Source organism: Uniformispora flossi, from assembly GCF_049534875.1.
In the GTDB taxonomy this organism is placed as follows: domain Bacteria; phylum Actinomycetota; class Actinomycetes; order Streptomycetales; family Streptomycetaceae; genus Yinghuangia; species Yinghuangia aomiensis.
This window is the reverse complement of the sequence record NZ_JBMULZ010000021.1, coordinates 73256-96615: the sequence shown is the minus strand read 5'-3', so window position 1 is coordinate 96615 and position 23360 is coordinate 73256. Positions and strand designations below refer to the sequence as shown.

At 71.5% G+C, this 23360-nt stretch carries 18 protein-coding genes; 8 read left to right on the top strand and 10 right to left on the bottom strand.

All coding sequences use genetic code 11. The features are described from left to right. Positions 1-252 precede the first annotated feature (252 nt). Positions 253-1170, bottom strand: coding sequence for a YihY/virulence factor BrkB family protein (locus tag ACPA54_RS33065; RefSeq protein ID WP_423535352.1), 918 nt, complete (start codon positions 1168-1170; stop codon positions 253-255). A 35-nt stretch (positions 1171-1205) separates the two neighbouring features. Further along, positions 1206-3965 carry a bifunctional acetate--CoA ligase family protein/GNAT family N-acetyltransferase gene (locus ACPA54_RS33060; RefSeq protein ID WP_423535350.1) on the bottom strand — a complete coding sequence of 920 codons (2760 nt, stop codon included), beginning with the start codon at positions 3963-3965 and terminating at the stop codon, positions 1206-1208. A gap of 428 nt (positions 3966-4393) precedes the next feature. On the opposite strand from ACPA54_RS33060, the gene ACPA54_RS33055 reads away from it, so the two are divergent. From ACPA54_RS33055 to ACPA54_RS33045, 3 genes are all read left to right on the top strand, one after another. After that, positions 4394-5212 carry a hypothetical protein gene (locus ACPA54_RS33055; protein WP_423535348.1) on the top strand — a complete coding sequence of 273 codons (819 nt, stop codon included), beginning with the start codon at positions 4394-4396 and terminating at the stop codon, positions 5210-5212. Between the two features lie 209 nt (positions 5213-5421). Beyond that, positions 5422-5760: a VOC family protein gene (locus ACPA54_RS33050; protein WP_345675374.1), complete on the top strand. Its 339-nt coding sequence runs from the start codon at positions 5422-5424 to the stop codon at positions 5758-5760. Positions 5761-6075: 315 nt separating this feature from the next. Beyond that, positions 6076-6750, top strand: coding sequence for a hypothetical protein (locus ACPA54_RS33045; protein WP_423535346.1), 675 nt, complete (start codon positions 6076-6078; stop codon positions 6748-6750). A gap of 84 nt (positions 6751-6834) precedes the next feature. Here the strand turns inward: ACPA54_RS33045 and ACPA54_RS33040 are convergent, their stop codons facing one another. The 4 genes from ACPA54_RS33040 to ACPA54_RS33025 all read right to left on the bottom strand — a co-directional run bounded on the left by ACPA54_RS33040 (position 6835) and on the right by ACPA54_RS33025 (position 12562). Continuing rightward, a complete protein-coding gene (locus ACPA54_RS33040; protein WP_423535345.1) occupies positions 6835-9231 on the bottom strand; it encodes an HAD-IC family P-type ATPase in 2397 nt (798 codons plus the stop codon). A gap of 206 nt (positions 9232-9437) precedes the next feature. After that, positions 9438-10799, bottom strand: a complete 1362-nt coding sequence (locus tag ACPA54_RS33035; protein ID WP_423535343.1) for a M16 family metallopeptidase — start codon at positions 10797-10799, stop codon at positions 9438-9440. Beyond that, positions 10799-12133, bottom strand: coding sequence for a M16 family metallopeptidase (locus ACPA54_RS33030; RefSeq protein ID WP_423535342.1), 1335 nt, complete (start codon positions 12131-12133; stop codon positions 10799-10801). The genes ACPA54_RS33035 and ACPA54_RS33030 overlap by 1 nt, the downstream gene beginning before the upstream one ends. Before the next feature lie 183 nt (positions 12134-12316). Continuing rightward, positions 12317-12562, bottom strand: a complete 246-nt coding sequence (locus ACPA54_RS33025) for a DUF2630 family protein (protein WP_345675379.1) — start codon at positions 12560-12562, stop codon at positions 12317-12319. Between the two features lie 221 nt (positions 12563-12783). Here ACPA54_RS33025 and ACPA54_RS33020 point away from each other — a divergent pair, with 221 nt between their 5' ends. The 4 genes from ACPA54_RS33020 to ACPA54_RS33005 all read left to right on the top strand — a co-directional run bounded on the left by ACPA54_RS33020 (position 12784) and on the right by ACPA54_RS33005 (position 16739). After that, positions 12784-15249 (top strand): DNA gyrase/topoisomerase IV subunit A, encoded by a 2466-nt coding sequence (locus ACPA54_RS33020; RefSeq protein WP_423535340.1) that lies wholly within the window; start codon positions 12784-12786, stop codon positions 15247-15249. A gap of 168 nt (positions 15250-15417) precedes the next feature. Then, positions 15418-15879, top strand: coding sequence for an SRPBCC domain-containing protein (locus tag ACPA54_RS33015; RefSeq protein ID WP_423535338.1), 462 nt, complete (start codon positions 15418-15420; stop codon positions 15877-15879). Next, complete coding sequence (locus ACPA54_RS33010; protein ID WP_423535336.1) at positions 15876-16241, top strand: ArsR/SmtB family transcription factor; 366 nt, start codon at positions 15876-15878, stop codon at positions 16239-16241. The genes ACPA54_RS33015 and ACPA54_RS33010 overlap by 4 nt, the downstream gene beginning before the upstream one ends. Before the next feature lie 60 nt (positions 16242-16301). After that, on the top strand, positions 16302-16739 hold the full coding sequence (locus ACPA54_RS33005; protein WP_423535334.1) for an SRPBCC family protein: 438 nt from the start codon (positions 16302-16304) through the stop codon (positions 16737-16739). 116 nt (positions 16740-16855) lie between these two features. Here the strand turns inward: ACPA54_RS33005 and ACPA54_RS33000 are convergent, their stop codons facing one another. Beyond that, positions 16856-17344: a phosphohydrolase gene (locus ACPA54_RS33000; RefSeq protein WP_423535332.1), complete on the bottom strand. Its 489-nt coding sequence runs from the start codon at positions 17342-17344 to the stop codon at positions 16856-16858. Positions 17345-17529: 185 nt separating this feature from the next. Here ACPA54_RS33000 and ACPA54_RS32995 point away from each other — a divergent pair, with 185 nt between their 5' ends. After that, the gene (locus ACPA54_RS32995) at positions 17530-18441 is read left to right on the top strand and encodes a sucrase ferredoxin (RefSeq protein ID WP_423535330.1); all 912 of its coding nucleotides are present in this window, start codon (positions 17530-17532) and stop codon (positions 18439-18441) included. A 40-nt stretch (positions 18442-18481) separates the two neighbouring features. Here ACPA54_RS32995 and ACPA54_RS32990 read toward each other — a convergent pair whose 3' ends face one another. From ACPA54_RS32990 to ACPA54_RS32980, 3 genes are all read right to left on the bottom strand, one after another. Beyond that, complete coding sequence (locus tag ACPA54_RS32990; protein WP_423535417.1) at positions 18482-20119, bottom strand: solute symporter family protein; 1638 nt, start codon at positions 20117-20119, stop codon at positions 18482-18484. Between the two features lie 2 nt (positions 20120-20121). After that, positions 20122-20571 (bottom strand): DUF485 domain-containing protein, encoded by a 450-nt coding sequence (locus ACPA54_RS32985; protein WP_423535328.1) that lies wholly within the window; start codon positions 20569-20571, stop codon positions 20122-20124. A 270-nt stretch (positions 20572-20841) separates the two neighbouring features. Then, on the bottom strand, positions 20842-22953 hold the full coding sequence (locus ACPA54_RS32980) for a DNA gyrase/topoisomerase IV subunit B (RefSeq protein WP_423535326.1): 2112 nt from the start codon (positions 22951-22953) through the stop codon (positions 20842-20844). Between the last annotated feature and the right edge of the window lie 407 nt (positions 22954-23360).

Here is a 23360-nt window from a genome sequence, read left to right as displayed (position 1 = left end):
CGGGTCGGACGGGCGGGCCGCAGCGGCGGCGCGGGTGCCACGGCTCGGGGTGGCATCGGCGCCGTGGGCGGCCGAGGCGGGCGGCGGTACGGCTCTGTGGTCGGGTCTGTACCGCCCCCGGCTTCCTGTCGGGCCCTCCCTCTCCCACCGAGCGAAGCCCCTCCCCCGCCTCCGCCGCCATTGCCGACCTTGCCGCACCGGGGCGTTCGCCGTCGCACTTGTGAAGCTTGCCCTGTGGACAACCGGGCGGCTTCAGGCCTCGGTTTGTCCGCAGAGCGAGCGAGGGCCTGTTTTCTCTTCGTCTTCGGCGTCCCCGGCGTCATCCGGCGGGTGCTTCGCCGTCGCCGTCCACGCCGCACAAAACAGCAGCAGCCGGGTCGCGAAGTAGATCCACAGCAGCAGCGCCACCGGCACCCCGAACGCGCCGTACATGCTCTTCCCGGCGACCTGCGCGATGTAGCCGGCGACCAGCACCTTGAGGACTTCGAAGCCGACCGCGCCGATCAGCGCCCCGCGGAACGCCGTGCGCCGCGGCATCTCCAGCCGCGGCATGCCGACCAGCAGGTAGAGGAACAGCACGACGCCCGCGAGCACCGCCACCCCGAACGCGGCGACCTGCAGCAGGATCCGCCCCACCGGTTCGTCGTCGAGGCCGATCGCCTTCGACACGTGCCCGATGACCGCGGTCGCGAACGCCGAGGCGCCGATCGACACCGCCATCGCCAGGCCGAGCCCGGCGAGCGTCGCGATGTCCTTCGACTTCATCAGCAGCGTCTTCTCGATGCCGTCCGGCGGCGGCTGGTCGCCGAACCACATCTCGCGGATCGCCGGGCGCAGCGCGCCGACCCAGCCGAGGCCGAGGTAGAGCAGCAGCAGGCCGCCGACCAGGCCGACTTCGCCGGCGTTGTCGACGAGGCCGTTGACGTCGACCTTGTCGGCGATGCCGGGGATCTGGTCGGAGATCTTCTCCTGCATGTCCTGCACGCGCCCGGGACTGAGCGTCGCCGCGACGACCGCGGCGGAGAGGGCGATGAGCGGGAACAGCGCGAGGAAGCCGTAGAACGCGACCGCGGCGGCGGCGAAGTTGCCGTTGCGTTCGGTGTAGCGGTCGTACGCCTCCAAAGTGCGCCCGATGACGGGCAGGCCGTCCAATTTCTCGCGGAACGCCACGTCCCCGCCCCAAGCCTCGTCGTTCGTGTCGCCGATCAGTATGGATTGCGCATGGCCCGTGGCCCCAGGTCCGTCCGGGCCGGCGGTCGGGACAGCCGAACACGCGCGTCGAGCACGGTCAACCCGCCTTCGGTCACCACCACCGGGTCGAGCTGCACCGAGGTGACGTGCGGCAGGTCGTCGGCGAGCTGCGAGAGTCGCAGCAGGAGTTTTTCCAATGCCGCCACGTCGACGGGCGGTGCCCCGCGGTAGCCGAACAGCACCGGTGCCGCGCGGATGTCCCGGACCAGGTCGGCGACGTCCTGGTCGGTGGCGGGGACGAGCCGGTGCGCGACGTCGCCGAGGAGTTCGGACGCCGGTCCGGCCAGGCCGAAGTGCAGCAGGGTGCCGAAGGATTCGTCGTAGGTGAGGCCTACGGTCGTGGCGACGCCGCGCGGTGCCATGCGCTGCACGACGAGGCGGGCCTGGTCGGGGCCGCCGAGACGGGCGGACATCCGGCGGAAGGCGCGGCGGAGGCCGACTTCGGTGCCGAGGTCGAGCCGTACGCCGTCCAAGTCGACGCGGTGGCGCAGGTGTTCGGCGATGGTCTTGAGGACGACGGGGTAGCCGAGCTGTTCCGCGGCGGCGATGGCGGCGTCTTCACTGTCGACGCGGATGGCGGGGCTGGGGTGGATGCCGTAGCAGCCGAGGAGTTCGGCGGCTTCGCTCGGCGACAGTCCGGCGGCGTCCGCGGCGCCGAGGCGGGCGCGGACGAGGGAGCGCGCGGCGTCGGCCTGGACGTCGTCGAAGTCCACGTGTTCGCCGGCGGGGCGGCGGCGCCAGGCGGCGTAGCGGACGACTTCGGCGAGGGCGCGGACGGCGTTCTCGGGTGCCGGGTAGGACGGGACGGAGCCTTGGGCGGGGATGCCGTCGGGGTCGAGGCGGCGGAGTTGGTCGGGCAGGCCCTCGTGGGCGAGGTAGGTCGCGAGGAGGGGTTTGCCGACGGCGACGGCGCGTTCGGCCATGTCCGCGATGACGCGGGCGACGTCGTCGCCGTGGGTGGTGAGGGGCGGGATGAAGACGGTGACCACCGCGTCGACGTCGTCGGCGTCGAGGCTGTCGCCGAGGGCTTTGCGGAAGTCGTCGGGGGTGGCCGAGGTGGTGAGGTCGACGGGCCGCAGCGGGTCCAGCCCGGCGCTGGTGGCGGCGTCTTGGGTGAGGAGGCCCAGGGAGTCGGAGTTGCCGACGATGGCGACGCGGCCGCCCGCGGGCAGCGGTTGGTAGGCGAGGAGTTGGGCCACGTCGAACATTTCGGCGACGGTGGGCACCCGGATCACGCCGGCTTGGCGGAAGAGCGCGTCGACGGCTTTGTCGTCGAGGGTCAGCGCGCGTGTCGCGTGGCCGAGCGGGATGCGCTGCGCGTGGTGGAGGCTCTTGACCGCGACGACCGGCTTGGTGCGTGCCACGCGCCGCGCGAGGCGGGTGAACTTGCGCGGGTTGCCGAGGGATTCGAGGTGCAGGAGGACGACGTCGGTGGCCGGGTCGTCTTCCCAGTACTGGAGGAGGTCGTTGCCGGAGACGTCGGCGCGGTTGCCCGCCGAGACGAACGTGGAGAGCCCGATGCCGCGGTTGACGGTGGATTCGAGGATCGCGATGCCGAGGGCGCCGGACTGGGCGAACATCCCGACGCGGCCGCGGCGCGGCATGCGCGGCGAGAGGCTGGCGTTGACGCCGACGGCGGGGTCGGTGTTGAGGATGCCGAGGCAGTTCGGGCCGATGACGCGCATGCCGAGGCTGCGGGCGGTGATGACGAGGCGGCGCTGCCGGGCCCGGCCTTCGGGTCCGGTCTCGGCGAACCCGGAGGAGACGACGACCAGTCCGCGGACGCTCTTGCGGCCGCATTCGACGACGACGTCCTGGACCGCGGTCGCGGGGACGGCGACGACGGCGAGGTCGACGCTGTCGGGGATGTCGCGGACCGACGGGTAGGAGGGGAAACCTTCGATGGACTCGCCGGACGCGGCCGGGTTGACGGCGTAGACGGGCCCGGTGAAGCCGCTCGCGGCGAGGTTGCGCAGGAGCGTGTTGCCGACGGTGCCTTCGTGGCGTCCGGCGCCGACGACGGCAACCGAGCGCGGGTTGAGGAGGCGTCCGGTGGAGCCCGCTTCGGCTCGGTGCTCGCGGGCGAGCATGACGGCCGTGGAGGTGTCGGTGGGCCGGAGGTCGAGGGTGAGGCGGACGACGCCGTCTTCGAAGGCGGACTGCTGGGTGTAGCCGGCTTCGGTGAAGACCTTGATCATGCGCCGGTTGGACGGCAGCACGTCGGCGACGAACTTGCGGATGCCGCGCTCGCGGGCGACGTCGGCGATGTGCTCCAGGAGGACGGAGGCGACGCCGCGGCCCTGCTGGTCGTCCTGGACGAGGAAGGCGACTTCGGCGGTGGAGGACCGGCCGCCGGGGCCGGTGCGGACCGCGCGGCCGTCCGGGCCGATGCGGTCGTAGCGGACGATCGCCACCATGTTGCCGCCGGAGAAGAGGCCGAGGCCCACGCGGTCGACCCAGTCGTGGTGGGTGAAGTGGCGGACGTCGCGCTCGGAGAGCCGCGGATAGGGCGTGAAGAACCGCAGGTACTTCGACTCGTCGGAGACGCGGGCGTAGAAGTCGACGAGGCGTTGCGCGTCGTCGGGCCCCACGGGGCGCACGTGGGCGGTCGCGCCGTCGCGGAGGACGACGTCGGCTTCCCAGTGCGCGGGATAGGCCGGCGGTGCGGGTGGCCGCTGGGCGGCCGGGGTGGTCGGCGGGTCTGTCGGCTCCACGCTGTCGACACTAAGCCACGCGCGTGCGGTGCAGCGAGAAGGTGTCCGGGTGGCGAAGCGGCGCGGTCCGGGACGAGGAGCGGCCGGAGGCCCGGCGCGAGGGATGGCGCGAAGGATGGCGCGAAGGATGGCGCGAAGGATGGCGCGAGGCATGGCGCAAGGTGTGTGGAAAACCCTCTCGCTGAACGCGATGACGCCCCGCTACCGTCCGAGTACGGTGTCGGATGATTTCGGCGGGGGTCCGGGGGGTCGACGTGCGGCAAGGCAAGACGGGTCGGATGGCGGCGGTCGCGTGTGCGACGGCCGGCGCGGTGACGGCATTGACGGTGTTGAGCGCGTGCAGTTCGGCAACCGACGTGAAGAAGGCCGGGGCGAGTGCGTCGTCCTCGGAAAGCTCCGCTGTGCCGTCCGCACCGCCGGAGCCCACGGTGCCCCCGAAACCGGCGGCGGTGAGTCCCGCGGAGTTCGCGCAGGCCTTGGCGAACGTGGATGCGGCGATCGCGCCCGGCTTCACCCAGCTCAAGGCGGCCGACACCCCGAAGAAGCTCTCCGCGGCACTCGACGCCGCGGCCGAAGGCGCCCGGTCCGCGGCGGACGCGTTCGAGCGGGTCGCCCCGCCGGAGACGGCGATCTCCGCGGCCAGCTCGCTGCGCAACGCGCTCGTGGAGCTGCCGGGCGATCTGGACGGCCTGTCGACGGCGGCATCGAAGAACAAGGTGTGCACGGCCGCGTCCGGCGTCCCGGAGGCGTCCAAGCTGGGCGGGCTGTCGGCGCTGCGGGATGCGGCGGCGGCGCTGGCCGCGGTGGATCCCGCGTACAAGGTCGGCACGTTCGCGCCCGCGGCGCAGGACGAGCCGAGCCGGCAGGGCAGCACCGGGCAGTTGAGCGGCGGGCAGCGCGGCGGTCTGGGCGAGCTGACCGTGAAGAACGAGTCGGGGGCCGAGGACGCCTTGGTGAAGCTCACGAACGGTGACAAGACCGTGCGCGAGATCTACGTGCGCGGCGGCGACGAGACCACGGTCAAGGGCATTCCGGACGGCACGCTGACCGCGTACTACGCGACGGGGACGGACTGGGACGGGGACGCGAAGAAGTTCACGCGCTCGTGTGCGTTCCAGAAGTTCGACGAGACGCTGTCGTACGAGACGACGCGGACCCAGTACACGACCTACAGCCTGACCCTCTACACGATCGCCGGCGGCAACGCGACGATCAGCGACATCCCGCCGGACCAGTTCCCGAGCTGACCCGGCCGGCGCGCCGCACGCACGGTGACCGGTGTCACCGTGCGCGGCGGGCCCGTCACCGGAGCTGATCTGATAGACCATCAGAAGCTGTGGCCGGGTGCCGCAGTCCGGCCGCCGCCGGGCCCCGTACCGGGACCGGCCCGGCGTCCGTGAACTTGTCCGTTCCATTCCGAGGCCCCGGTCCGCCGGTGCCCGCGCAGGAGGTCGCCATGTCCGCCCAGGGCCTGTCCGCCGCGTTCCCCGTCGCCGACATGACCGCCGCGGTCGCGTTCATGAGCGCGGTACTCGGCACCGAGCCGACGTTCGTGGACGGTGACCGGTGGGCGCAGTTCGACGTCAACGGCAACCGCCTGGCGCTGTCCGGCACGGACCGCGAGGGCGAGGGCGCGTCGGTGATGGTCAAGGTCGCCGACCTCGACGCGGCCCTGGCTCCGCTCCGCGAGGCCGGCTTCAAGGTCGCCGACCCGGTCGAGGGCCCCCATGAGGTCCGCGCCCAGGTCGTCGGCCCCGACGGCTGGGCGGCGGTGCTGTACCAGCCGCGCAAGTAGCGCGGGAGCGGCACGGCGCCGCGGCGGACATCTGCCGCGGCCCGCCGGCGCACCCCACCGGCCGGCCCGCTTTTGCGCAGGTCACGAACCGGACGCGGACGGAACGCGTTGCGGTTCCCGTCCGTCTCAGGTCGTGTACGGCCCCGCTCGGGCGAGCCGGGGCATGGTCCTGGTGCCGTGCGGAGGCGCGGTCATGGGGGTGGAGTGATGCACAGCGGGGGAAGGCGGAAGGCAGTCGGCGTCGGGGCGTCCGTGCTGGCGGCGGTTGTGGTCACGGGGTGCGGGAGCGGGGGCGGTAGCCCCGGGGGCGGATCGGTGTTCGGGCCGGACGACAAGGGCTCCGGATCGGCGTCCCCGTCGGCCGAGCCGGACGAGTCGTCGCCGGCGCCGAAGGATCCCTATCTGTCCCAGGCCGCGTTGGAGGACGCGATCCTGACCGCGGCCGATCTGGGGCCGGGCTGGACGCGCATGCCGGTGCAGACGAGCGCGGGGACGAGCAAGACGCAGCCGACCGCGGTGGATACGGCGCTGCGGGCGAACTGCCCGCCGTACCGCGAGCAGAACAACGCGTCGTCGTCCCCGGCGGCACGGTATCTGACGGTGAGTTTCACGGCGCCGAAGAACGCCGATGTGCCGTACCTCGACTACGAGCTGACGATCACCGTCCAGCAGCGTTCCGCCGCGGATCTGGCCAAGGCCGTGGAGTACGGGAAGCGTTCCGGTGTCGAGTGCAAGAACATGCCGGTGGCGGAGCCGGGGAACCCCTACACGCTGGACTACAGCGCGCTGAAGAACCTGCCGCCGTACGGGGACGAGGCCGCCGGGGTCTACATGGCCGCGCAGAACGCGACCGGCGTGAACGCGACGTCGTGGGTGGTCGTGCGGCTCGGCAACACGGCCGTGGAGATCTCGGGCAGCCCGAACGCGGTCGAGGCGTTCATGTCCCCCGCGGTGCTGAAGGTGAAGCGGGCGCTGGACGCGAAGGACTGATCCGCGAGCGAACCGCGGAAAACGCCGGAGGGCGCGGTACGGGAGTCCCGTACCGCGCCCTCCGGCGTCGGTTGGAGCGGCCGGTCAGGCGTCCACGGCCATCCGCCGTCCGATGATCCGCCAGACGATCTCGACGAGCACCGCCGCGACGACCGCGATGCCGACGGCCGTCCACGGCATCGTGGTGCCGACCAGCTTGAGGTCGAAGAACTTCTGCAGCCACGGCACGCTGATCACCAGGGCGAAGCCGGCCGCCATCGCGCCGACCAGCACGACGCGCCACCAGGTGTAGGGGCGGGCGATGATCGCGAGGACCCACAGGGCGACGAGGAACAGGGTGAGCGTCGCGATCGAGGTCTCGGCGCTGCGGGTTTCCTCGGTGCCGCCGTAGTAGTCGCGGGCGATCATGTAGGCGGTGAAGCACGCGGCGCCGGCGATGACGCCTGCGGGTGCCGCGGTCCGCAGGACGCGGTTGACGAATCCGGTGCGGGCGCGTTCCTTGTTCGGCGCGAGGGCGAGGAAGAATGCCGGGGTGCCGATGGTGAACCAGGCGAGCAGCGTGAGGTGCCGCGGCAGGAACGGGTACGGCACGTTGACGATGACGACGAGGATCGCCAGCAGGACCGCGTAGGCGGTCTTGGTGAGGAACAGGTTCGAGACGCGCTCGATGTTGCCGATGACCCGGCGTCCTTCACCGACCACCGACGGCAGCGCGGAGAAGCTGTTGTTGAGCAGGACGATCTGGGCGACGCCGCGGGCGGCCTCGCTGCCGGAGCCCATCGCGACGCCGATGTCGGCGTCCTTGAGGGCGAGGACGTCGTTGACGCCGTCGCCGGTCATCGCGACGGTGTGGCCGCGGGACTGCAGGGCGGCGACCATGTCGCGCTTCTGCTGCGGGGTGACGCGGCCGAACACGGTGTTGTTCTCGAGGATGTCCGCCATGGCTTCGCGGTCGTCCGGCAGCGTGCGGGCGTCCACCGGGTGGTCGGCGCCCGGGATGCCGAGCTTGGCCGCGACGGCGCCGACGGAGACCGCGTTGTCGCCGGAGATGACCTTGGTGGCGACGCCCTGGTCGGCGAAGTAGGCGAGGGTGTCCGCGGCGTCGTGGCGCAGCCGCTGTTCGAGCACGACCAGCGCGGCCGGGCGGGCGCTGTCCGCGTCGTAGGGCGCGGCGAGGTCCTCGACGGGGGCGCCGGTGCGGACGAGCAGGAGGACGCGCAGGCCCTGCGAGCCGAGTTCCTCGGCGTCCTCGAGGATGGCGTCGCCGGGCTTGGCGAGCATCTCGGGCGCGCCGAGCAGCCAGGTCTGGCGTTCCCCGTCGACCTCGAAGGTGGCGCCGGAGTACTTGCGGGCGGACGAGAACGGGATGGTCGCGGCGCACGTCCAGCCGGACGGGGCCGGGCAGGCGTCGATGACGGCCTGCAGGCTCGCGTTGGGCCGCGGGTCGGTGGTGCCGAGGGCGCCGAGCGCGTCGCGGACCGGGAGGGCGGCGTCCAGCGCACGGACGTCGGTGACGTTCATGCCGCCTTCGGTCAGCGTGCCGGTCTTGTCCAGGCACACCACGTCGACGCGGGCGAGCCCCTCGATCGCGGGGAGCTCCTGGACCAGGCACTGGCGGCGGCCGAGGCGGATGACGCCGACCGCGAAGGCGAGCGAGGTCAGCAGCACGAGGCCCTCGGGGACCATCGGCACGACGCCCGCGACCATGCGGCGGATCGCTTCGGGGGTGTCGCTCTCGTTGATCCGGTACTGGCTGATGACCAGGGCGATCGCGGCGGGGATCAGCACCCAGGTGACGTACTTGAGGATGGTGCTGATGCCGCCGCGCAGTTCGGAGGCGACCAGGGTGAACCGGGACGCTTCCTCCATGAGCTGGGCGGCGTAGGCGTCCTTGCCGACCCGGGTGGCGCGGAACGCGCCGTTGCCGGCCACCACGAACGAGCCGGACATGATCGGGTCGCCGGGCTTCTTGAGCACCGGGTCGGCCTCGCCGGTCAGCAGCGACTCGTCGACCTCCAGGCCGGCCGCTTCGGTGACGATGCCGTCGACGACGCCCTTGTCGCCCGAGCCCAGCTCGATGATGTCGTCGAGGACGATCTCGTCGGCCGACACGGGCACCGTGACGCCGTCGCGGCGCACCCGCGGTTTGGCTTCGCCGATGACCGCGAGGCGGTCGAGGGTCTTCTTGGCGCGGAGTTCCTGGATGATGCCGATGCCGGTGTTGGCGACGATCACGAAGCCGAACAGGCCGTCCTGGATCGGGCCGACGGCCAGGATGATCACGAAGAGCACGCCGATGATGGCGTTGAACCGGGTGAAGACGTTGGCGCGGACGATCTCGCCGACCGAGCGGCTGGACCGGACCGGGACGTCGTTCACCTCGCCGCGCGCCACCCGCTCGGCGACGTCGGCCGCGGAGAGCCCGCGTGTGGTGTCGATCACGCGGCCAGGCGCGTCGTCGGTAGTCGTCTCCTGCGTCATGGACCTCACCGTATGCGGCTGGAAAGGCTGTCGTACAAATCGGGGCGGGCGATCATCCCCGGGAAGCAGCGCGCCTCCGCCGTCGGGGCGACGGCGGAGGCGCACCCAAGTCATCCTTGGGGACTACTTTGCCAGCGATTGGCGTTTGCCGTGCACTTCTCCCGGGGCCGGGCGCACGGCTTTCGCCCGGTTCCTGACGGTCCGTCCTATTCGACGACCGTCACGGGGCCGAGGCCGAGGGCCTCCAGCGGCTCACGGATCTGCGCCGCGTCGCCGACCACCACGACGACCAGCCGGGCCGGGTCGAAGCCGGCCACCGCCGCATCCGACGCGTCCGCCGTGGCGACGTCGGCGAGCTGCCGGTACAGCTCGGGCAGGTAGTCGTCGGCGAGGCGCTGCGCGACGACGTCCGCGAGCGAGTCGGCGACCGCCCGCGACGTCTGGTACTTCAGCGGAGCGACGCCCACCAGGTTCTGCACCGCCGCGTCGCGTTCCTCACCGGTCAGGCCTTCCGCGGCGAGGGTCTTGAGCACCGCCACCAGGTCGGCGAGCGCCGGGCCGGTGACGTCGGTCTCGACCGAGCCGGTGATGGCCAGCAGCGCGCCGGAGCGCAGCGACTGGTTGAGGGCACGGATGCCGTAGGTGTAGCCCTTCTCCTCGCGCAGCACCCGGTCCAGGCGCGAGGTGAGGGTGCCGCCCAGGCAGTAGGTGCCGATGGTCAGCGCCGGCCACACCGCGGCGTGCCGGTCCGGGCCGAGGCGGCCGGCCAGCACCTGGGTCTGCACGCTGCCGGGCCGGTCGACGATCACCACGCGCGCGCTGTCGTCGGCGGTGACCGGGGCGATCTCGGTGGCGGGGGCGTCGCTGCCGGTCCACGCGCCGAGGGTGCGTTCGAGGATGCCGTCGAGGTCGACGCCGTCCAGGTCGCCGACCACCACCGCGGTGGCGGTCGCCGGGCGCACGTGGGCGGCGAAGAAGTCGGCGACCGCGGCGCGGTCGACGCGCGCGACGGTATCCGCGGTCCCCGCCCGCGGCCGCGAGATGCGGGCGTCCGCCGGGAACAGGTCGGCGTACAGCGCGATCGCGGCGCGGCGGGCCGGGTTGGCCAGCTCGTGCACGATCTCGTCGAGGCGCTGGCGCACCAGGCGGTCGACCTCGTCGGCCGGGAACGCCGGGGCGCGGACGGCGTCGGCCATCAGGCCGAGCGCACGTTCCAGGCGGGACGCGGGCACGTCGAGGGCGACCTGCACGCCGGAGTGGTCGGCGCCCGCGTCCATCGTGGCGCCGCAGCGTTCGAGTTCGGCGGCGAACGTCTCGGCGTCCATCGTGTCGGTGCCCTCGCTCAGCGCGCGGGCCATGATCGTCGCGACGCCGTCGATGCCGTCCGGCTCCGCGTCCAGCGGCGCGTCCAGCAGCAGTTCGACGGCGACGACCTGCTGCCCGGGGCGGTGCACGCGCAGCACGGACAGGCCGTTGGCGAGCTTGCCGCGCTCCGGCGCGGGGAAGGTCCACGCCTTCTCCGGACCGGCGCCGGGGCGGGGGTGGAACACCATGGTGGTCTCGGTCATCAGGCGGCCTGCCCCTCGCGGTCGGTGTCGGAGTCCGGGTCGGTCCCGTCGCTGTCTTCCTCGGCCAGCTCGTAGACCAGCACGGCGCGGTTCTCCGGCAGCAGCCGCCCGGCGACCTCCTTGACCTCCTCGGCGGTGATCTCGAGGACCTGGTCGAGGGCGGTGAACGCGAGCTTCGGATCGCCGAACAGCACGGCGTACCGGCACAGTTCGTCGGCGCGGCCGCCGACCGTCGCCATCCGGTCCAGCCAGCCGCGCTCGATCTGCGCCTGGGCGCGCTCGAGTTCCTCGGCGGTGGGACCCTCCGCGGCGAACCGGGCCAGTTCCTCGTTCACCGCGGCGTCCACGGCCGCGATGTCCGCGTCGCCGGACGCCTTGACGTCCAGCAGCGCGACCGACGGCGCGCCCGCGAGCCGCATGATCCCGAACCCGGCGTAGACCGCCAGCTCGTCGTGCCGCACCAGGCGGCGGTTCAGCCGGCACGCCTCGCCCTCGCCGAGCACGGTGAGCGCGAGTTCCGCGGCGTCCGCCGCGCGGGTGCCGTCCACCGGAAGCCGGTAGGCGGCCATCAGGGACCGCGACGGGACGTCCTCGACGACCGTCTCGCGCAGCTCGCCGCCGATGCTGTCGGGCAGCGACCCGTCGGCCGGCGTCGGCTTGGCGTCGTGCGCCGGAATCGTGCCGAAGTACTTCTCGACCCACGCGAGCGTCTGCTCCGGGTCGATGTCGCCGACGATCGTCAGCACCGCGTTGTTCGGCGCGTAGTACGTGCGGAAGAACTCCTGGCAGTCCGCCAGCGTCGTGGCGTCCAGATCCGCCATCGAGCCGATCGGCATGTGGTGGTACGGGTGCCCCGCGGGGAACGCCATCGCCACCAGGCGCTCCCACGCCGTGCCGTACGGCACGTTGTCGTAGCGCTGCCGCCGCTCGTTCTTGACCACGTCCCGCTGGTTGTCCAGGCTCTCCTGGGTCAGCGCGGCGAGCAGCCCGCCCATGCGGTCCGCCTCGAGCCACAGCGCCAGTTCGAGCTGGTGCGCCGGCATCGTCTCGAAGTAGTTGGTGCGCTCGAAGCTCGTGGTGCCGTTGAGCGAGCCGCCCGCCGACTGAACGAACTCGAAGTGCTGGTTGCCGTGGACATTGGCCGAGCCCTGGAACATCAGATGCTCGAACAGGTGCGCCAGGCCGGTGCGCCCCGGCCGCTCGTGGCGCGAGCCGACGTCGTACCACAGGCACACCGCGGCGACCGGGTCGATGTGGTCTTCCGACAGCACCACCCGCAAGCCGTTGGCGAGCCGGTGCTCGGTCGCCGTGAACGTACCGGCCAGACCAGCCATGCCCATCAGTCCTCTCCGCCGACGCCCCGCGGCCCGCCGCGAGGGGCCGCGCAAGGCGGCCTCCCGCCACCTTACTGAGGCAAACGACGGCGTCCCGGCGACGATGCCGCTGTTCGCGGCGGGCGAATCCGGGAACTCGCGCCGACCGGGCCGGCCCCGGACCGGATCAGGACGCCGCGGCGGCTACTGCTGGTACCCCTCGACCTCGCGCGGCGGCCGCACCGCCGCCTGGTTCGGGTCCTCGCGCACATCGCGCCGGGCCCGCCGCTGCCGCAGCAAATCCCAGCACTGGTCGAGTTCCACCTCGATCTGGTGGAGCAGCTGCTGCTCCTCCTCGGCGGTGATCTTCCCGGAAGCGAGCTGCTCGCGCAGCGCATGCTCGGTGTCGACCATGGACTTGATCCGGTCGAGGATCTGCGGGTCTTCCATGCGGGCCTCCGTCGTGACCGATGCGGCGAACCTTCTGGCGAACACAGCCGAACACCGCCGCAGGCAGCTGAACCGTGCCGAAGCCGTGTTCGCATATGTCATACGAACACCGGCCCATTCCCCGTTCCATGGCATCCTCATGCCGGGTCGCTGCACCCGGGTGTCGCACCAGGGGGACACAATGGGCGCGACCGCCTCAAGCCTAAGGAGCCAGCCGCAGTATGGCCCGCCGCAGCACGAAGACGCCTGGCCAGGACCAGCCCGACGATTTCGAGGAACGCATCCTCGACATCGACGTCGTCGACGAGATGCAAAGCTCGTACCTGGAGTACGCGTATTCGGTCATCTACTCGCGCGCCATTCCGGACGCGCGGGACGGGCTCAAGCCCGTGCACCGCCGGATCCTCTACCAGGCCAACGAAATGGGGCTGCGCCCCGACCGCGGGTACGTCAAGTGCGCGCGCGTGGTCGGCGAAGTCATGGGCCGCCTGCATCCGCACGGCGACACCGCCATCTACGACGCGCTGGTCCGGATGGCCCAGCCGTTCTCGATGCGGCTGCCACTCGTGGACGGGCACGGCAACTTCGGGTCGCTCGGCAACGACGACCCGCCCGCCGCCATGCGCTACACCGAGTGCCGCCTGCCCGCCCCGGCGATGCTCATGGTCGAGTCGATCGACGAAGACACCGTCGACTTCACCCCCAACTACGACGGCCAGGAGCAGGAACCGCAGGTCCTCCCCGCGTCGTTCCCGAACCTGCTGGTCAACGGGACGACCGGCATCGCGGTCGGCATGGCGACGAACATGCCGCCGCACAACCTCGCCGAGGTCGTGGCCGCCGCCCGCGAGCTGATCCGCCGCCCGCACGCCACCCTCGACGACCTGATGAAGCACATCCCCGGCCCCGACCTGCCGACCGGCGGACGGGTCGTCGGGCTGGGCGGCATCCGGGACGCCTACGAGGGCGGCCGCGGCACCTTCAAGATCCGCGCCACCGCGACCGTGGAGAACGTCACCCCGCGCCGCCGCGGCATCGTGGTCACCGAACTCCCCTACAACGTAGGCCCGGAGAAGGTGATCGCCAAGGTCAAGGAGCTGGTGCAGAGCAAGAAGATCCAGGGCATCTCCGACCTCAAGGACCTCACCGACCGCGCGCACGGCCTGCGCCTGGTCATCGAGGTCAAGAACGGCTTCAACCCGGAAGCCATCCTCGAGCAGCTGTACAAGCTGACGCCGATGGAAGAGACCTTCGGCATCAACAACGTCGCCCTCGTCGACGGCCAGCCGCTCACCCTCGGCCTCAAGGAACTCCTCGAGGTCTACCTCGACCACCGCTTCGAGGTGGTGCGCCGCCGCAGCGAGCACCGCCGCCGCAAGCGCCAGGACCGCCTGCACCTGGTCCTCGGCCTGCTCGTGGCACTCGTCGACATCGACCGCGTCATCGAGCTGATCCGCAGCAGCGACAACGCCGCCCAGGCCAAGGAACGCCTGATGGAGACCTTCGGGCTCTCCGACATCCAGGCGACCTACATCCTCGACACGCCGCTGCGCCGGCTGACCCGGTTCGACCGGATCGAGCTGGAGAGCGAACGCGACCGGTTGGAGGAGGAGATCGCCGAGCTGACCGCGATCCTCGACTCGGACCAGCGGCTCCGCAAGATCGTCTCGGACGAGCTGGCCGCGGTGGCGAAGAAGCACGGCACGCCGCGCCGCACGGTGCTGCTGGAGTCGGCGGGCGCGCCGGCGACGGCGGTGCCGCTGGAGGTCACCGACGACCCGTGCCACGTGCTGCTGTCGTCGACCGGCCTGCTCGCCCGCACCGCGGGCGGCGACCCGCTGCCCGTCGAGGGCAGCCGGCACAAGCACGACCTGGTGGTCTCCGCGATCACCGCGACGGTGCGCGCCGAGATCGGCGTGGTCACCGACACCGGGCGGCTGCTGCGGGTCAACGTCGTCGACCTGCCCGCGCTGCCGCCGAGCAGTGTGGCGCCGAACCTGTCGGGCGGCGCGCCGATCAGCGAGTTCGCCTCGCTGGAGGCGGACGAGAAGGTCGTCTGCCTGACCACGCTGTCCGCGGACTCGCCGGGCCTCGCGCTCGGCACCCTGCAAGGCGTGGTCAAGCGGGTCATCCCCGACTACCCGACGAACAAGGACGAGCTGGAGGTCATCGCCCTCAAGGACGGCGACCGGATCGTCGGCGGCGTCGAACTCAAGACCGGCGACGAGGACCTGGTCTTCATCACCGACGACGCGCAGCTGCTGCGCTATCCGGCCTCCCTGGTGCGCCCGCAGGGCCGTCCGGCGGCCGGCATGGCGGGCATCAAGGTCGCGGACGGCCGCAAGGTCGTGTCGTTCACGGCGGTCGACCCGGCCGTGGACGCGGTCGTGGTGACCGTGGCGGCGTTCAGCGGCGACGCGCTGTTCGGCGCCGAGCACGGCACCGCGAAGGTCACGCCGTTCGCGGAGTACCCGCGCAAGGGCCGCGCCACCGGCGGGGTGCGCTGCCAGCGCTTCCTCAAGGGCGAGACGGCGCTGTCGCTCGCCTGGGCGGGCCCGACGCCGGTGCGTGCCTCGAACGCCAACGGGATGCCGGTGGAGCTGCCGGAACTCGACCGGCGCCGGGACGGCTCCGGCACGCCGCTGGCGAAGCCGGTCGCCGTGATCGGCGGTCCGGCGGGGGCCTGACCCCGGAGCAGTACCTGCCGACGGCCCGGAGGGATTTTCCGTCGGGGCCGTCGGCGTTTCCGCAGGTCATCGACCTCGCACCCGAATTTACGCAACCAAAGGTTGCACATTGTCCGACCGCCGCCTAAGATCACATGCAACCAAAGGTTGCGAAAGGAGGCGGCCGGTATGGAGTACGGCAGCATCGAACGGGAGATCCACATCGACGCCACCCCCGAGGTGGTCTACGAGGTGGTCAGCAAGCCGGAGCACCTGCGCGAGTGGTGGCCGGACGACGCCGAACTCGACCCCGTCCCGGGCGGCACCGGCCGGATCCGGTTCGGCGCCCCGGACTCCCCCGACGCCCAGGGCTCGCCGGTCACCGTCATGGAAGCCGACCCGCCGCGGCGGTTCTCCTTCCGCTGGGTCTACGACGACGACGCGACCGCCGCACCGGACAACTCGCTGCTGGTGACCTTCGACCTGGTCCCGTCCGGCACGGGGACGCTGCTGCGCTTCCGCGAGGACGGCTTCCGCGAACGCGGCTGGGAGGCCGCGGTGCTGGAGCAGGCCTACCTCGAACACGCCGAGGGCTGGAACCACTTCCTGCCCCGCCTGGCCGCCTACGCCGCGAAGCTGGCGACGCCATGAGCGTCACCGTCGACGACGACCTCTGGTCGGCGGTCGGCGATCCGATCCGGCGGCGCATGCTCGACCTGCTGCTCGCCGGCGGCGGCGGAACAGCGACCACCCTCAGCGAGCAACTGCCGGTCACCCGGCAGGCCGTCACCAAGCACCTGGGCGTGCTCGGCAGGGTCGGACTGGTGCACGGCACCCCGTCCGGCCGGGAACGGCTCTACCACGTCGACGAGGCACAACTGGCGCGCGCCGTCGCGCAGTTGTCCGCCGTCGGCGCCACCTGGGACGCCCGGCTCCAGCGCATCAAGCGCCTCGCGGAGACCATCCAGCGCACCCGGGACAGCCAGGGCACCGATCCCGCCGAGAACGGCTGACCCCCGCACCCGCACCACGCACGGCACGGACGACACAACGGACGAGAAAGAGGCAATGCCATGGACATTCTGCACAGGGTCGGCGCCAAGGCCTCGCCGGAGACCGTCTACACGGCGCTCACCACGCTGGACGGACTGGCGAACTGGTGGACCGAGGACGTCAAGGGCTCCGCGGACGAGGGCGGCGTCGTCGCCTTCCGCTTCGCCCAGGGCGGTTTCGACATGAAGGTGCTGGAGACCCGGCCGGCCGAAGCGGTGGTCTGGGAGGTCGTCGACGGCCCCGAGGAGTGGATCGGCACCCACATCCGCTTCGACCTCAAGCAGGAGGACGGCTTCACGATCGTGCTGTTCCGGCACGAAGGCTGGCGGGAGGAAGTGGAGTTCATGAGCCACTGCAGCACGAAGTGGGCGACCTTCCTGATGAGCCTCAAGCGGCTCGCCGAGACCGGCGCGGGCGAACCGGCACCGCGCGACGTCCAGGTCAGCAACTGGCACTGAGAGCCGCCGGCGCCGTGCGGGCCGCATACCCGCACGGCGCCGACGTGCGCTCGGCCCCGGACCGGCGGCCTTCGAACCAAGCCGCAGTCGGGGAATCCACGACAAGGCCTCTCGCCCTAGCTGTGCGCGTGGTCCGCCGCGAACCGCTCCAGCAGGTCCAGCGACCGCTCGTACTTCGCCCGCAGCCGTACCTGCGTGGCGGGGTCGAGCTGCCCCAGCCGCACCTCGGACCGGTTGTCGGCGATATCGGCGCGCTTCACCACCAGCGCGATCGGGTCCGCGGCCGCCCGCGCCATGCTCGACTCCAGCGGCTCGCGCGGCTCCTTCGACAACGCCACCACCGCGACGACCACCCGCTCCGGGCAGCCCGCGTGGCGCAGGTCGGCAGCCGACACCTCGGTGTCCTCGATGACGTCGTGCAGCACCGCCGCCATCTTCGCCGCGTCGCCGTCCACCGCGCCCATCACCCGCAGCGGGTGCGCGATATAGGGCTTCCCGCCCTTGTCCAGCTGGCCGTCGTGCGCGCGCCGAGCCAGCGCCACGGCGTCGGCCAACGTGAATTCCGCGCCGACAGGCGCGCCGGTATCGCCGGTGTTTCCATCCATGCCGGTGCACTCCCCCGGTCTCGGTCGTGCTCCCACCGTAGCCCTCGGCGATCATCCGGGCCGGACGAGCGCCGCCGAAATACCCGGAAAGCCCGAATTCGCCACGGATTATGCGCTGCCTGCCAGGCAAGATGCACACCCGACGCGGATCCTTCCGAAAAGTCGACCATGTACGGTACGCAATCGTGGAGACGACCTGCTCAGTCCTGTCCCGCGAGTACGCCGAGCCCATGGCCGGCACCGCGCCGACCGCGCGCGGCTGGCTGCTCATCGAACACCCTGGCCCGTGGGGCGCCAAGGCCCTCACCGGCAGCCGCGGCCTCGACCCGGACACCGGCCGCGCCGTGGAACGCGCCGCCGCCGCGGCCGGGTTCCGCGCCACCCTGATCCGGTCCACCGGCCGCACCGCCGACCTCGCCGCGCTGCGCACGGTGATCCTGGCGTGGACCGAACCCGGCGCCACGTGGATGCGCCGCTTCACCGTCTCCTCCGCCGAGGAGCTGTGCGACCTCGACTTCGCGGCGCTCGCCGGCCCCGTCGAACCCGCGATCGGCGAACCGTGCGCCGACCCGGTCGTCCTGGTGTGCACGAACGGAAAACGCGACCGCTGCTGCGCGACCGAAGGCCGCCCGCTGGCGGAGGCCCTCGCGCACCGCCTGCCCGGACACGTGTGGGAAGCCACCCACCTGGGCGGGCACCGCTTCGCCCCGACCGCGGTCGTCCTCCCCGACGGCTATGTCTACGGCCGCCTGGACCCGGACACCGCCGTCGTGGCCTACGACGCCGCCCGGGCCGGCGGCATGCGGATCGCCGACTGCCGCGGCCGGGCCACCTGGCCGCGCCCCGCGCAGGCCGCCGAACTGGCGGTCCGCGAGGACACCGGTGAGACCGCCGCGGACGTGCTGCGCGTCGCGGCGCCCGTCGAGCACGAGGACGCCGAGCACGTGTGGACCGTGCGCGTGGACCACGTGGACGGCCGCACCTGGACGGTCGAGGTGACCGGCCGCGCCGAGGAGCCGCCGCGCCCGGAGAGCTGCGGCAAGGGCTTCGGCAATCCGCTCAGCATGGTGCCGCGCCTGGTGACGCCCGCGCTCTGACCGGCCGCGCTCCGACCGGCCGCGCTCAAGACCGGGCCGGTCAGTACGCGCCCGCGCCGGTCAGGGAACGGACCTCCATCTCCGCGTACTTCGACGGGTCCGCGGGCACCTTCGCGGTCATCGTGCCGATCCAGCCGCACAGGAATCCGATGGGGATCGACACGATCCCCGGGTTCTCCAACGGGAACCAGTGGAAGTCCACCCCGGAGACCAGCGGGTTCTTCCCGCCGGACACCACCGGCGAGAACACCACGAGCACCACCGACGAGACCAGGCCGCCGTAGATCGCCCACACCGTGCCGCGGGTGTTGAACCGCCGCCAGAACAGCGTGAACAGGATCGTCGGCAGGTTGGCCGAGGCCGCCACCGCGAATGCCAGCGCGACGAGGAACGCCACGTTGAGCTTCTGCGCGCTCAGGCTCAGCGCGATCGCGACCGCACCGATCACGATCGCGGACAGCCGCGCCGCGGCGATCTCCTCCTTCTCACTGGCACGACCCTTGTGGATCACCGACGCATACAGGTCGTGCGCGGCCGACGCCGACGACGCCAGTGTCAGCCCCGCCACCACCGCCAGGATCGTCGCGAACGCCACCGCGGCAATCACCGCCAGCAGCACCACACCACCCAACGAGTCGCCGCCCCCGCCGAGTTCGCGCGCCAGCAGGGGAAGCGCCGTATTGCCCGCCGCGTTGGACGCGCGGATCTCGTCCGAGCCGAGCACCGCGGCGGCACCGAAGCCCAGCACGATCGTCATCAGGTAGAACGCCCCGATCAACCCGATCGCCCACATCACCGACCGGCGCGCGGCCCGCGCGGTCGGCACCGTGTAGAACCGCACCAGGATGTGCGGCAGGCCCGCCGTGCCGAGGACCAGCGCGAGCGCCAGGCTGATGAAGTCGATCCGGCTGGTCAGCGACGTGCCGTACTGCAGGCCCGGGCGCAGGAACGACTCGCCCTTGCCGCTGGTCTGCGCGGCCGTGTGCAGCATCGCGTTCACGTCGCCGTGGAAGCGCACCAGCACCAGCACCGTCAGCAGCACCGCGCCCGCCATCAGCAGCCCGGCCTTGACGATCTGGATCCAGGTCGTGCCCTTCATGCCGCCGAACGTCACGTAGACGATCATCAGCGCCCCGACCACGACGATCGTGACCGTCTGCGCCGATCCGCGGCCGTCGCCCAGCAGCAGCGCCACCAGCGAACCCGCGCCGACCATCTGCGCCACCAGGTACAGGATCGACACGACGATCGACGACGCGCCCGCGGCCGTGCGCACCGGGCGCCGGCGCATCCGGAAGGCGAGCACGTCGGCCATCGTGTAGCGGCCGCAGTTGCGGACGAGTTCGGCGACCAGCATCAACACGACGAGCCACGCGACGAGGAACCCGATCGAGTACAGGAACCCGTCGTAGCCGACCAGCGAGATCAGCCCCGCGATGCCGAGGAACGACGCCGCCGACATGTAGTCGCCGGCGATCGCCAAGCCGTTCTGCGCCGCGGAGAACGAACGCCCGCCGGTGTAGAAGTCGTTGGCCGTGCGGTTGTGGCGGCTCGCCCACACGGTGATGACCAGCGTGACGGCCACGAAGCCGACGAACAGGCCGATCGTCACCATGCGGTGGTTGCCGCCGGCCGCCGCCGCGGCGAGCGGGACGGCGGAAGCGGAGGAGGGGGTCATCGTCACCGGAAGCGCTCCTGGGTGTCCCAGCGCAGGTCGAGCGCCGCACGGTCGCGCTTGCGGCTCGCATGCCGCGCGTACAGCCACGTGACCGCGAACGTCGAGGCGAACTGCGCCAGCCCGAAGGCGAACGCCACGTTGAACTCGCCGACGATCCGGTGCCCCATGAGGCCGCGGGCCATCGTCGAAGCGAGCACATAGGCCAGGTACCAGGCCAGGAACAGCGCCGACATGGGAAACACGAAGTCGCGGTAGCGGCGGCGGATCTCCTGGAACTCCGGGCTCGCCTGCACCTGGAGGTACACGTCCGAGCGCACGTCGCCGGCGGGCTCGTGCGGCACCTCGGCCTCGCCGGGCCGCGCGGCGGGCACGGCGGCAGGTGCCGCGGCGGGCGCGGCAGGAACCGCCCCGGCCGTCCCGAACGTCCGCAAGCGGTGCGAACTGGTGGTCACGAAAAGTCTCCTCGTCCGGTGTCCGCCGCCGGATCCGCCTCCCGAACGGCACGGGATCGCGGGGGATCACTCGGGGAAAATGCGGGCGGACCGGTCTCAGCATGGTGAGCCGACCCGCCGCACACGGGGACGCGCTCCGGCTATTCACACGAAGGGATGAAAACCGCGCCGAAACGGGGAAGTTCGAGCCGCGGACATGCGGGAGGGCCCGGAACCGACCGGTCCCGGGCCCTCCTTGGTACGTCCCGCGCCGCCGCGGCGGCCGCCGCGTCAGGTGTCGATACGCGAACGGTCCAACAACGTCGCCGAGTTCGTGATGAACTCCTTGCGCGGCGCGACCTCGTTGCCCATGAGCAGGTCGAACACCCGCTCGGCGGCCTCCAGATCGGCCAGGTTGATCCGCCGCAGCATGCGCCGCCGCGGGTCCATCGTGGTCTCCGCCAGCTGGTCCGCGTCCATCTCGCCGAGACCCTTGTACCGCTGGATCGGCTCCTTGTAGCGGGTCCCCTTGCGCTGGAACTCCAGCAGGGTCTGCTTCATCTCGTTGTCGGAGTAGGTGTAGTGGTACTTCTCCTGGCCCTTGCGCGGGTTCGACAACTCGATCCGGTGCAGCGGCGGCACCGCCGCGAACACCCGGCCCGCCTCGATCATCGGCCGCATGTACCGCTGGAACAGGGTCAGCAGCAGCGTGCGGATGTGCGAACCGTCGACGTCCGCGTCCGCCATGAAGATGATCTTGCCGTAGCGGGCCTGGTCGATGTCGAACGTCCGGCCCGAACCCGCCCCTATGACCTGGATGATCGCGGCACACTCGGTGTTCTTGAGCATGTCCGAGACCGAGGCCTTCTGGACGTTCAGGATCTTGCCGCGGATCGGCAGCAGCGCCTGGTACTCCGAGTCGCGCGCCAGCTTCGCCGTGCCGAGCGCACTGTCGCCCTCGACGATGAACAGCTCGCTGCGCCCCACGTCGTCGCTGCGGCAATCGGCCAGCTTCGCGGGCAGCGCCGACGTCTCCAACGCGGTCTTCCGGCGCTGCGCGTCCTTGTGCTGGCGCGCGGCGATGCGCGTCCGGGCCGCCGAGACGACCTTGTCCAGCACCGCACGCGCCTGCGCCTTGTGCGCCTTGTTGGCGGCGCCCAGGAACGCCTTCAGCTCGCGCGACACCACGTTCTGCACGATCCGGGCCGCCGCCGAGGTGCCCAGCACCTCCTTGGTCTGCCCCTCGAACTGCGGCTCGGCCAGACGCACGGTCACCACCGCGGTCAGGCCTTCCAGCGCGTCGTCCTTGGTGATGTCGTCCTCGGACACCCGCAGCAGCTTCGCGCTCCGCAGCGCGTCGTTGACGGTCTTGCGCAGCGCCTGTTCGAAGCCGGCGACGTGGGTGCCGCCCTTGGGCGTGGCGATGATGTTGACGAACGACCGGGCCACCGTGTCGTACCCGGTGCCCCAGCGCATCGCCACGTCGACGCCGAGTTCGCGCTGCACTTCGGTGGGCACCATGTGACCGTGGTCGTCGAGGACCGGGACGGTCTCCTTGAACGTGCCCTCTCCGCTGATGCGGATAACGTCGCAAATCGGCCGGTCGGGCGCCAGGAATTCACAGAACTCGCTGATGCCGCCGGAGAAGTGGAATGTCTGCTCGTCGACCGCTTCCGGATTACGCTCATCGCGAACAACGAGGGTGAGTCCGGGCACCAGAAAAGCCGTTTGGCGCGCGCGATTGTGCAGCAGTTCGACGTCGAGGCGGGCGTCCTTGAGGAAGATTTGCCGGTCCGCCCAGTAGCGCACGCGCGTACCGGAGCGGCTGCGCGGCACCTTCTTGGTCTTGCGGAGGCCGCCGCCGGGGGCGAATTTCGCATCCGGTCCGGCGCCCGCGAACTCGCCGGGCGTGCCCCGGCGGAAGCTCACGGCATGTGTCGAGCCGGCCCGGTCCACCTCGACGTCCAAGCGCGCGGAGAGCGCGTTGACCACCGAGGCGCCGACGCCGTGAAGGCCGCCGGAAGCCGCATAGGATCCGCCGCCGAACTTGCCGCCGGCGTGCAGTTTTGTCATCACGACCTCGACGCCGGAGAGTCCGGTCTTCGGCTCGACGTCGACCGGGATACCCCGCCCGTTGTCGATGACTTCGACCGATCCGTCGTCGTGAAGGACCACGTCGATGCGGGTCCCGTAGCCGGCGAGCGCCTCGTCGACCGAGTTGTCGATGATCTCCCACAGGCAGTGCATGAGGCCGCGGCTGTCGGTCGAGCCGATGTACATGCCGGGCCGCTTGCGCACCGCGTCCAGTCCTTCGAGGACCAGCAGGTGCCGTGCCGTGTAGTTGGAGTGGTCGGGCTCGCCCGCCAGCAGCGCGGTCGACTGCGCAGTCGTCTGGGCGGTCACGCGGGGCAACTCCCCTGAGTCGTCGGGTGCGCCGGAAATCCGGCGCACAGGTCCGATGGATGGGCGCCGGGCCGCGCCGAAGGTTCCGACAGGGTCCGGGTGGTCTCGTGGGGCCGGTACGCGCTCACCGCGGGCCGCGGGCGCGGGCCCCTCCGCGGTGATCACCTGCGCGGCGCCGACGCAAGGCTACCGGTGCGGGGTGACCGTCCGGCGGCGGCTCGCCGCTCCAGCCTACCCGCAACTCGAATTTTTGTTCGACACCCATTCGGCTGAGGGCATGAACCGCCCGGCCACTGGGCACGTCCTTATGCACAGAGACACAACAGAGACGCACATCACGGAAGGATCAGGGCAAGAACTCTGAGAAAATGGGGTGTGCCCAACCGGGGTCGAACATGACACGATCA

What these genes read in the sequence shown, in the direction of transcription:
- ACPA54_RS33050 (WP_345675374.1), top strand. Translation starts at nt 5,422, where the DNA reads ATGTCCGCCCAGGGCCTGTCCGCCGCGTTCCCCGTCGCCGACATGACC.
- ACPA54_RS33040 (WP_423535345.1), bottom strand. Translation starts at nt 9,231, where the DNA reads ATGACGCAGGAGACGACTACCGACGACGCGCCTGGCCGCGTGATCGAC.
- ACPA54_RS33035 (WP_423535343.1), bottom strand. Translation starts at nt 10,799, where the DNA reads ATGACCGAGACCACCATGGTGTTCCACCCCCGCCCCGGCGCCGGTCCG.
- ACPA54_RS33030 (WP_423535342.1), bottom strand. Translation starts at nt 12,133, where the DNA reads ATGGCTGGTCTGGCCGGTACGTTCACGGCGACCGAGCACCGGCTCGCC.
- ACPA54_RS33025 (WP_345675379.1), bottom strand. Translation starts at nt 12,562, where the DNA reads ATGGAAGACCCGCAGATCCTCGACCGGATCAAGTCCATGGTCGACACC.
- ACPA54_RS33020 (WP_423535340.1), top strand. Translation starts at nt 12,784, where the DNA reads ATGGCCCGCCGCAGCACGAAGACGCCTGGCCAGGACCAGCCCGACGAT.
- ACPA54_RS33015 (WP_423535338.1), top strand. Translation starts at nt 15,418, where the DNA reads ATGGAGTACGGCAGCATCGAACGGGAGATCCACATCGACGCCACCCCC.
- ACPA54_RS33010 (WP_423535336.1), top strand. Translation starts at nt 15,876, where the DNA reads ATGAGCGTCACCGTCGACGACGACCTCTGGTCGGCGGTCGGCGATCCG.
- ACPA54_RS33005 (WP_423535334.1), top strand. Translation starts at nt 16,302, where the DNA reads ATGGACATTCTGCACAGGGTCGGCGCCAAGGCCTCGCCGGAGACCGTC.
- ACPA54_RS33000 (WP_423535332.1), bottom strand. Translation starts at nt 17,344, where the DNA reads ATGGATGGAAACACCGGCGATACCGGCGCGCCTGTCGGCGCGGAATTC.
- ACPA54_RS32990 (WP_423535417.1), bottom strand. Translation starts at nt 20,119, where the DNA reads ATGACCCCCTCCTCCGCTTCCGCCGTCCCGCTCGCCGCGGCGGCGGCC.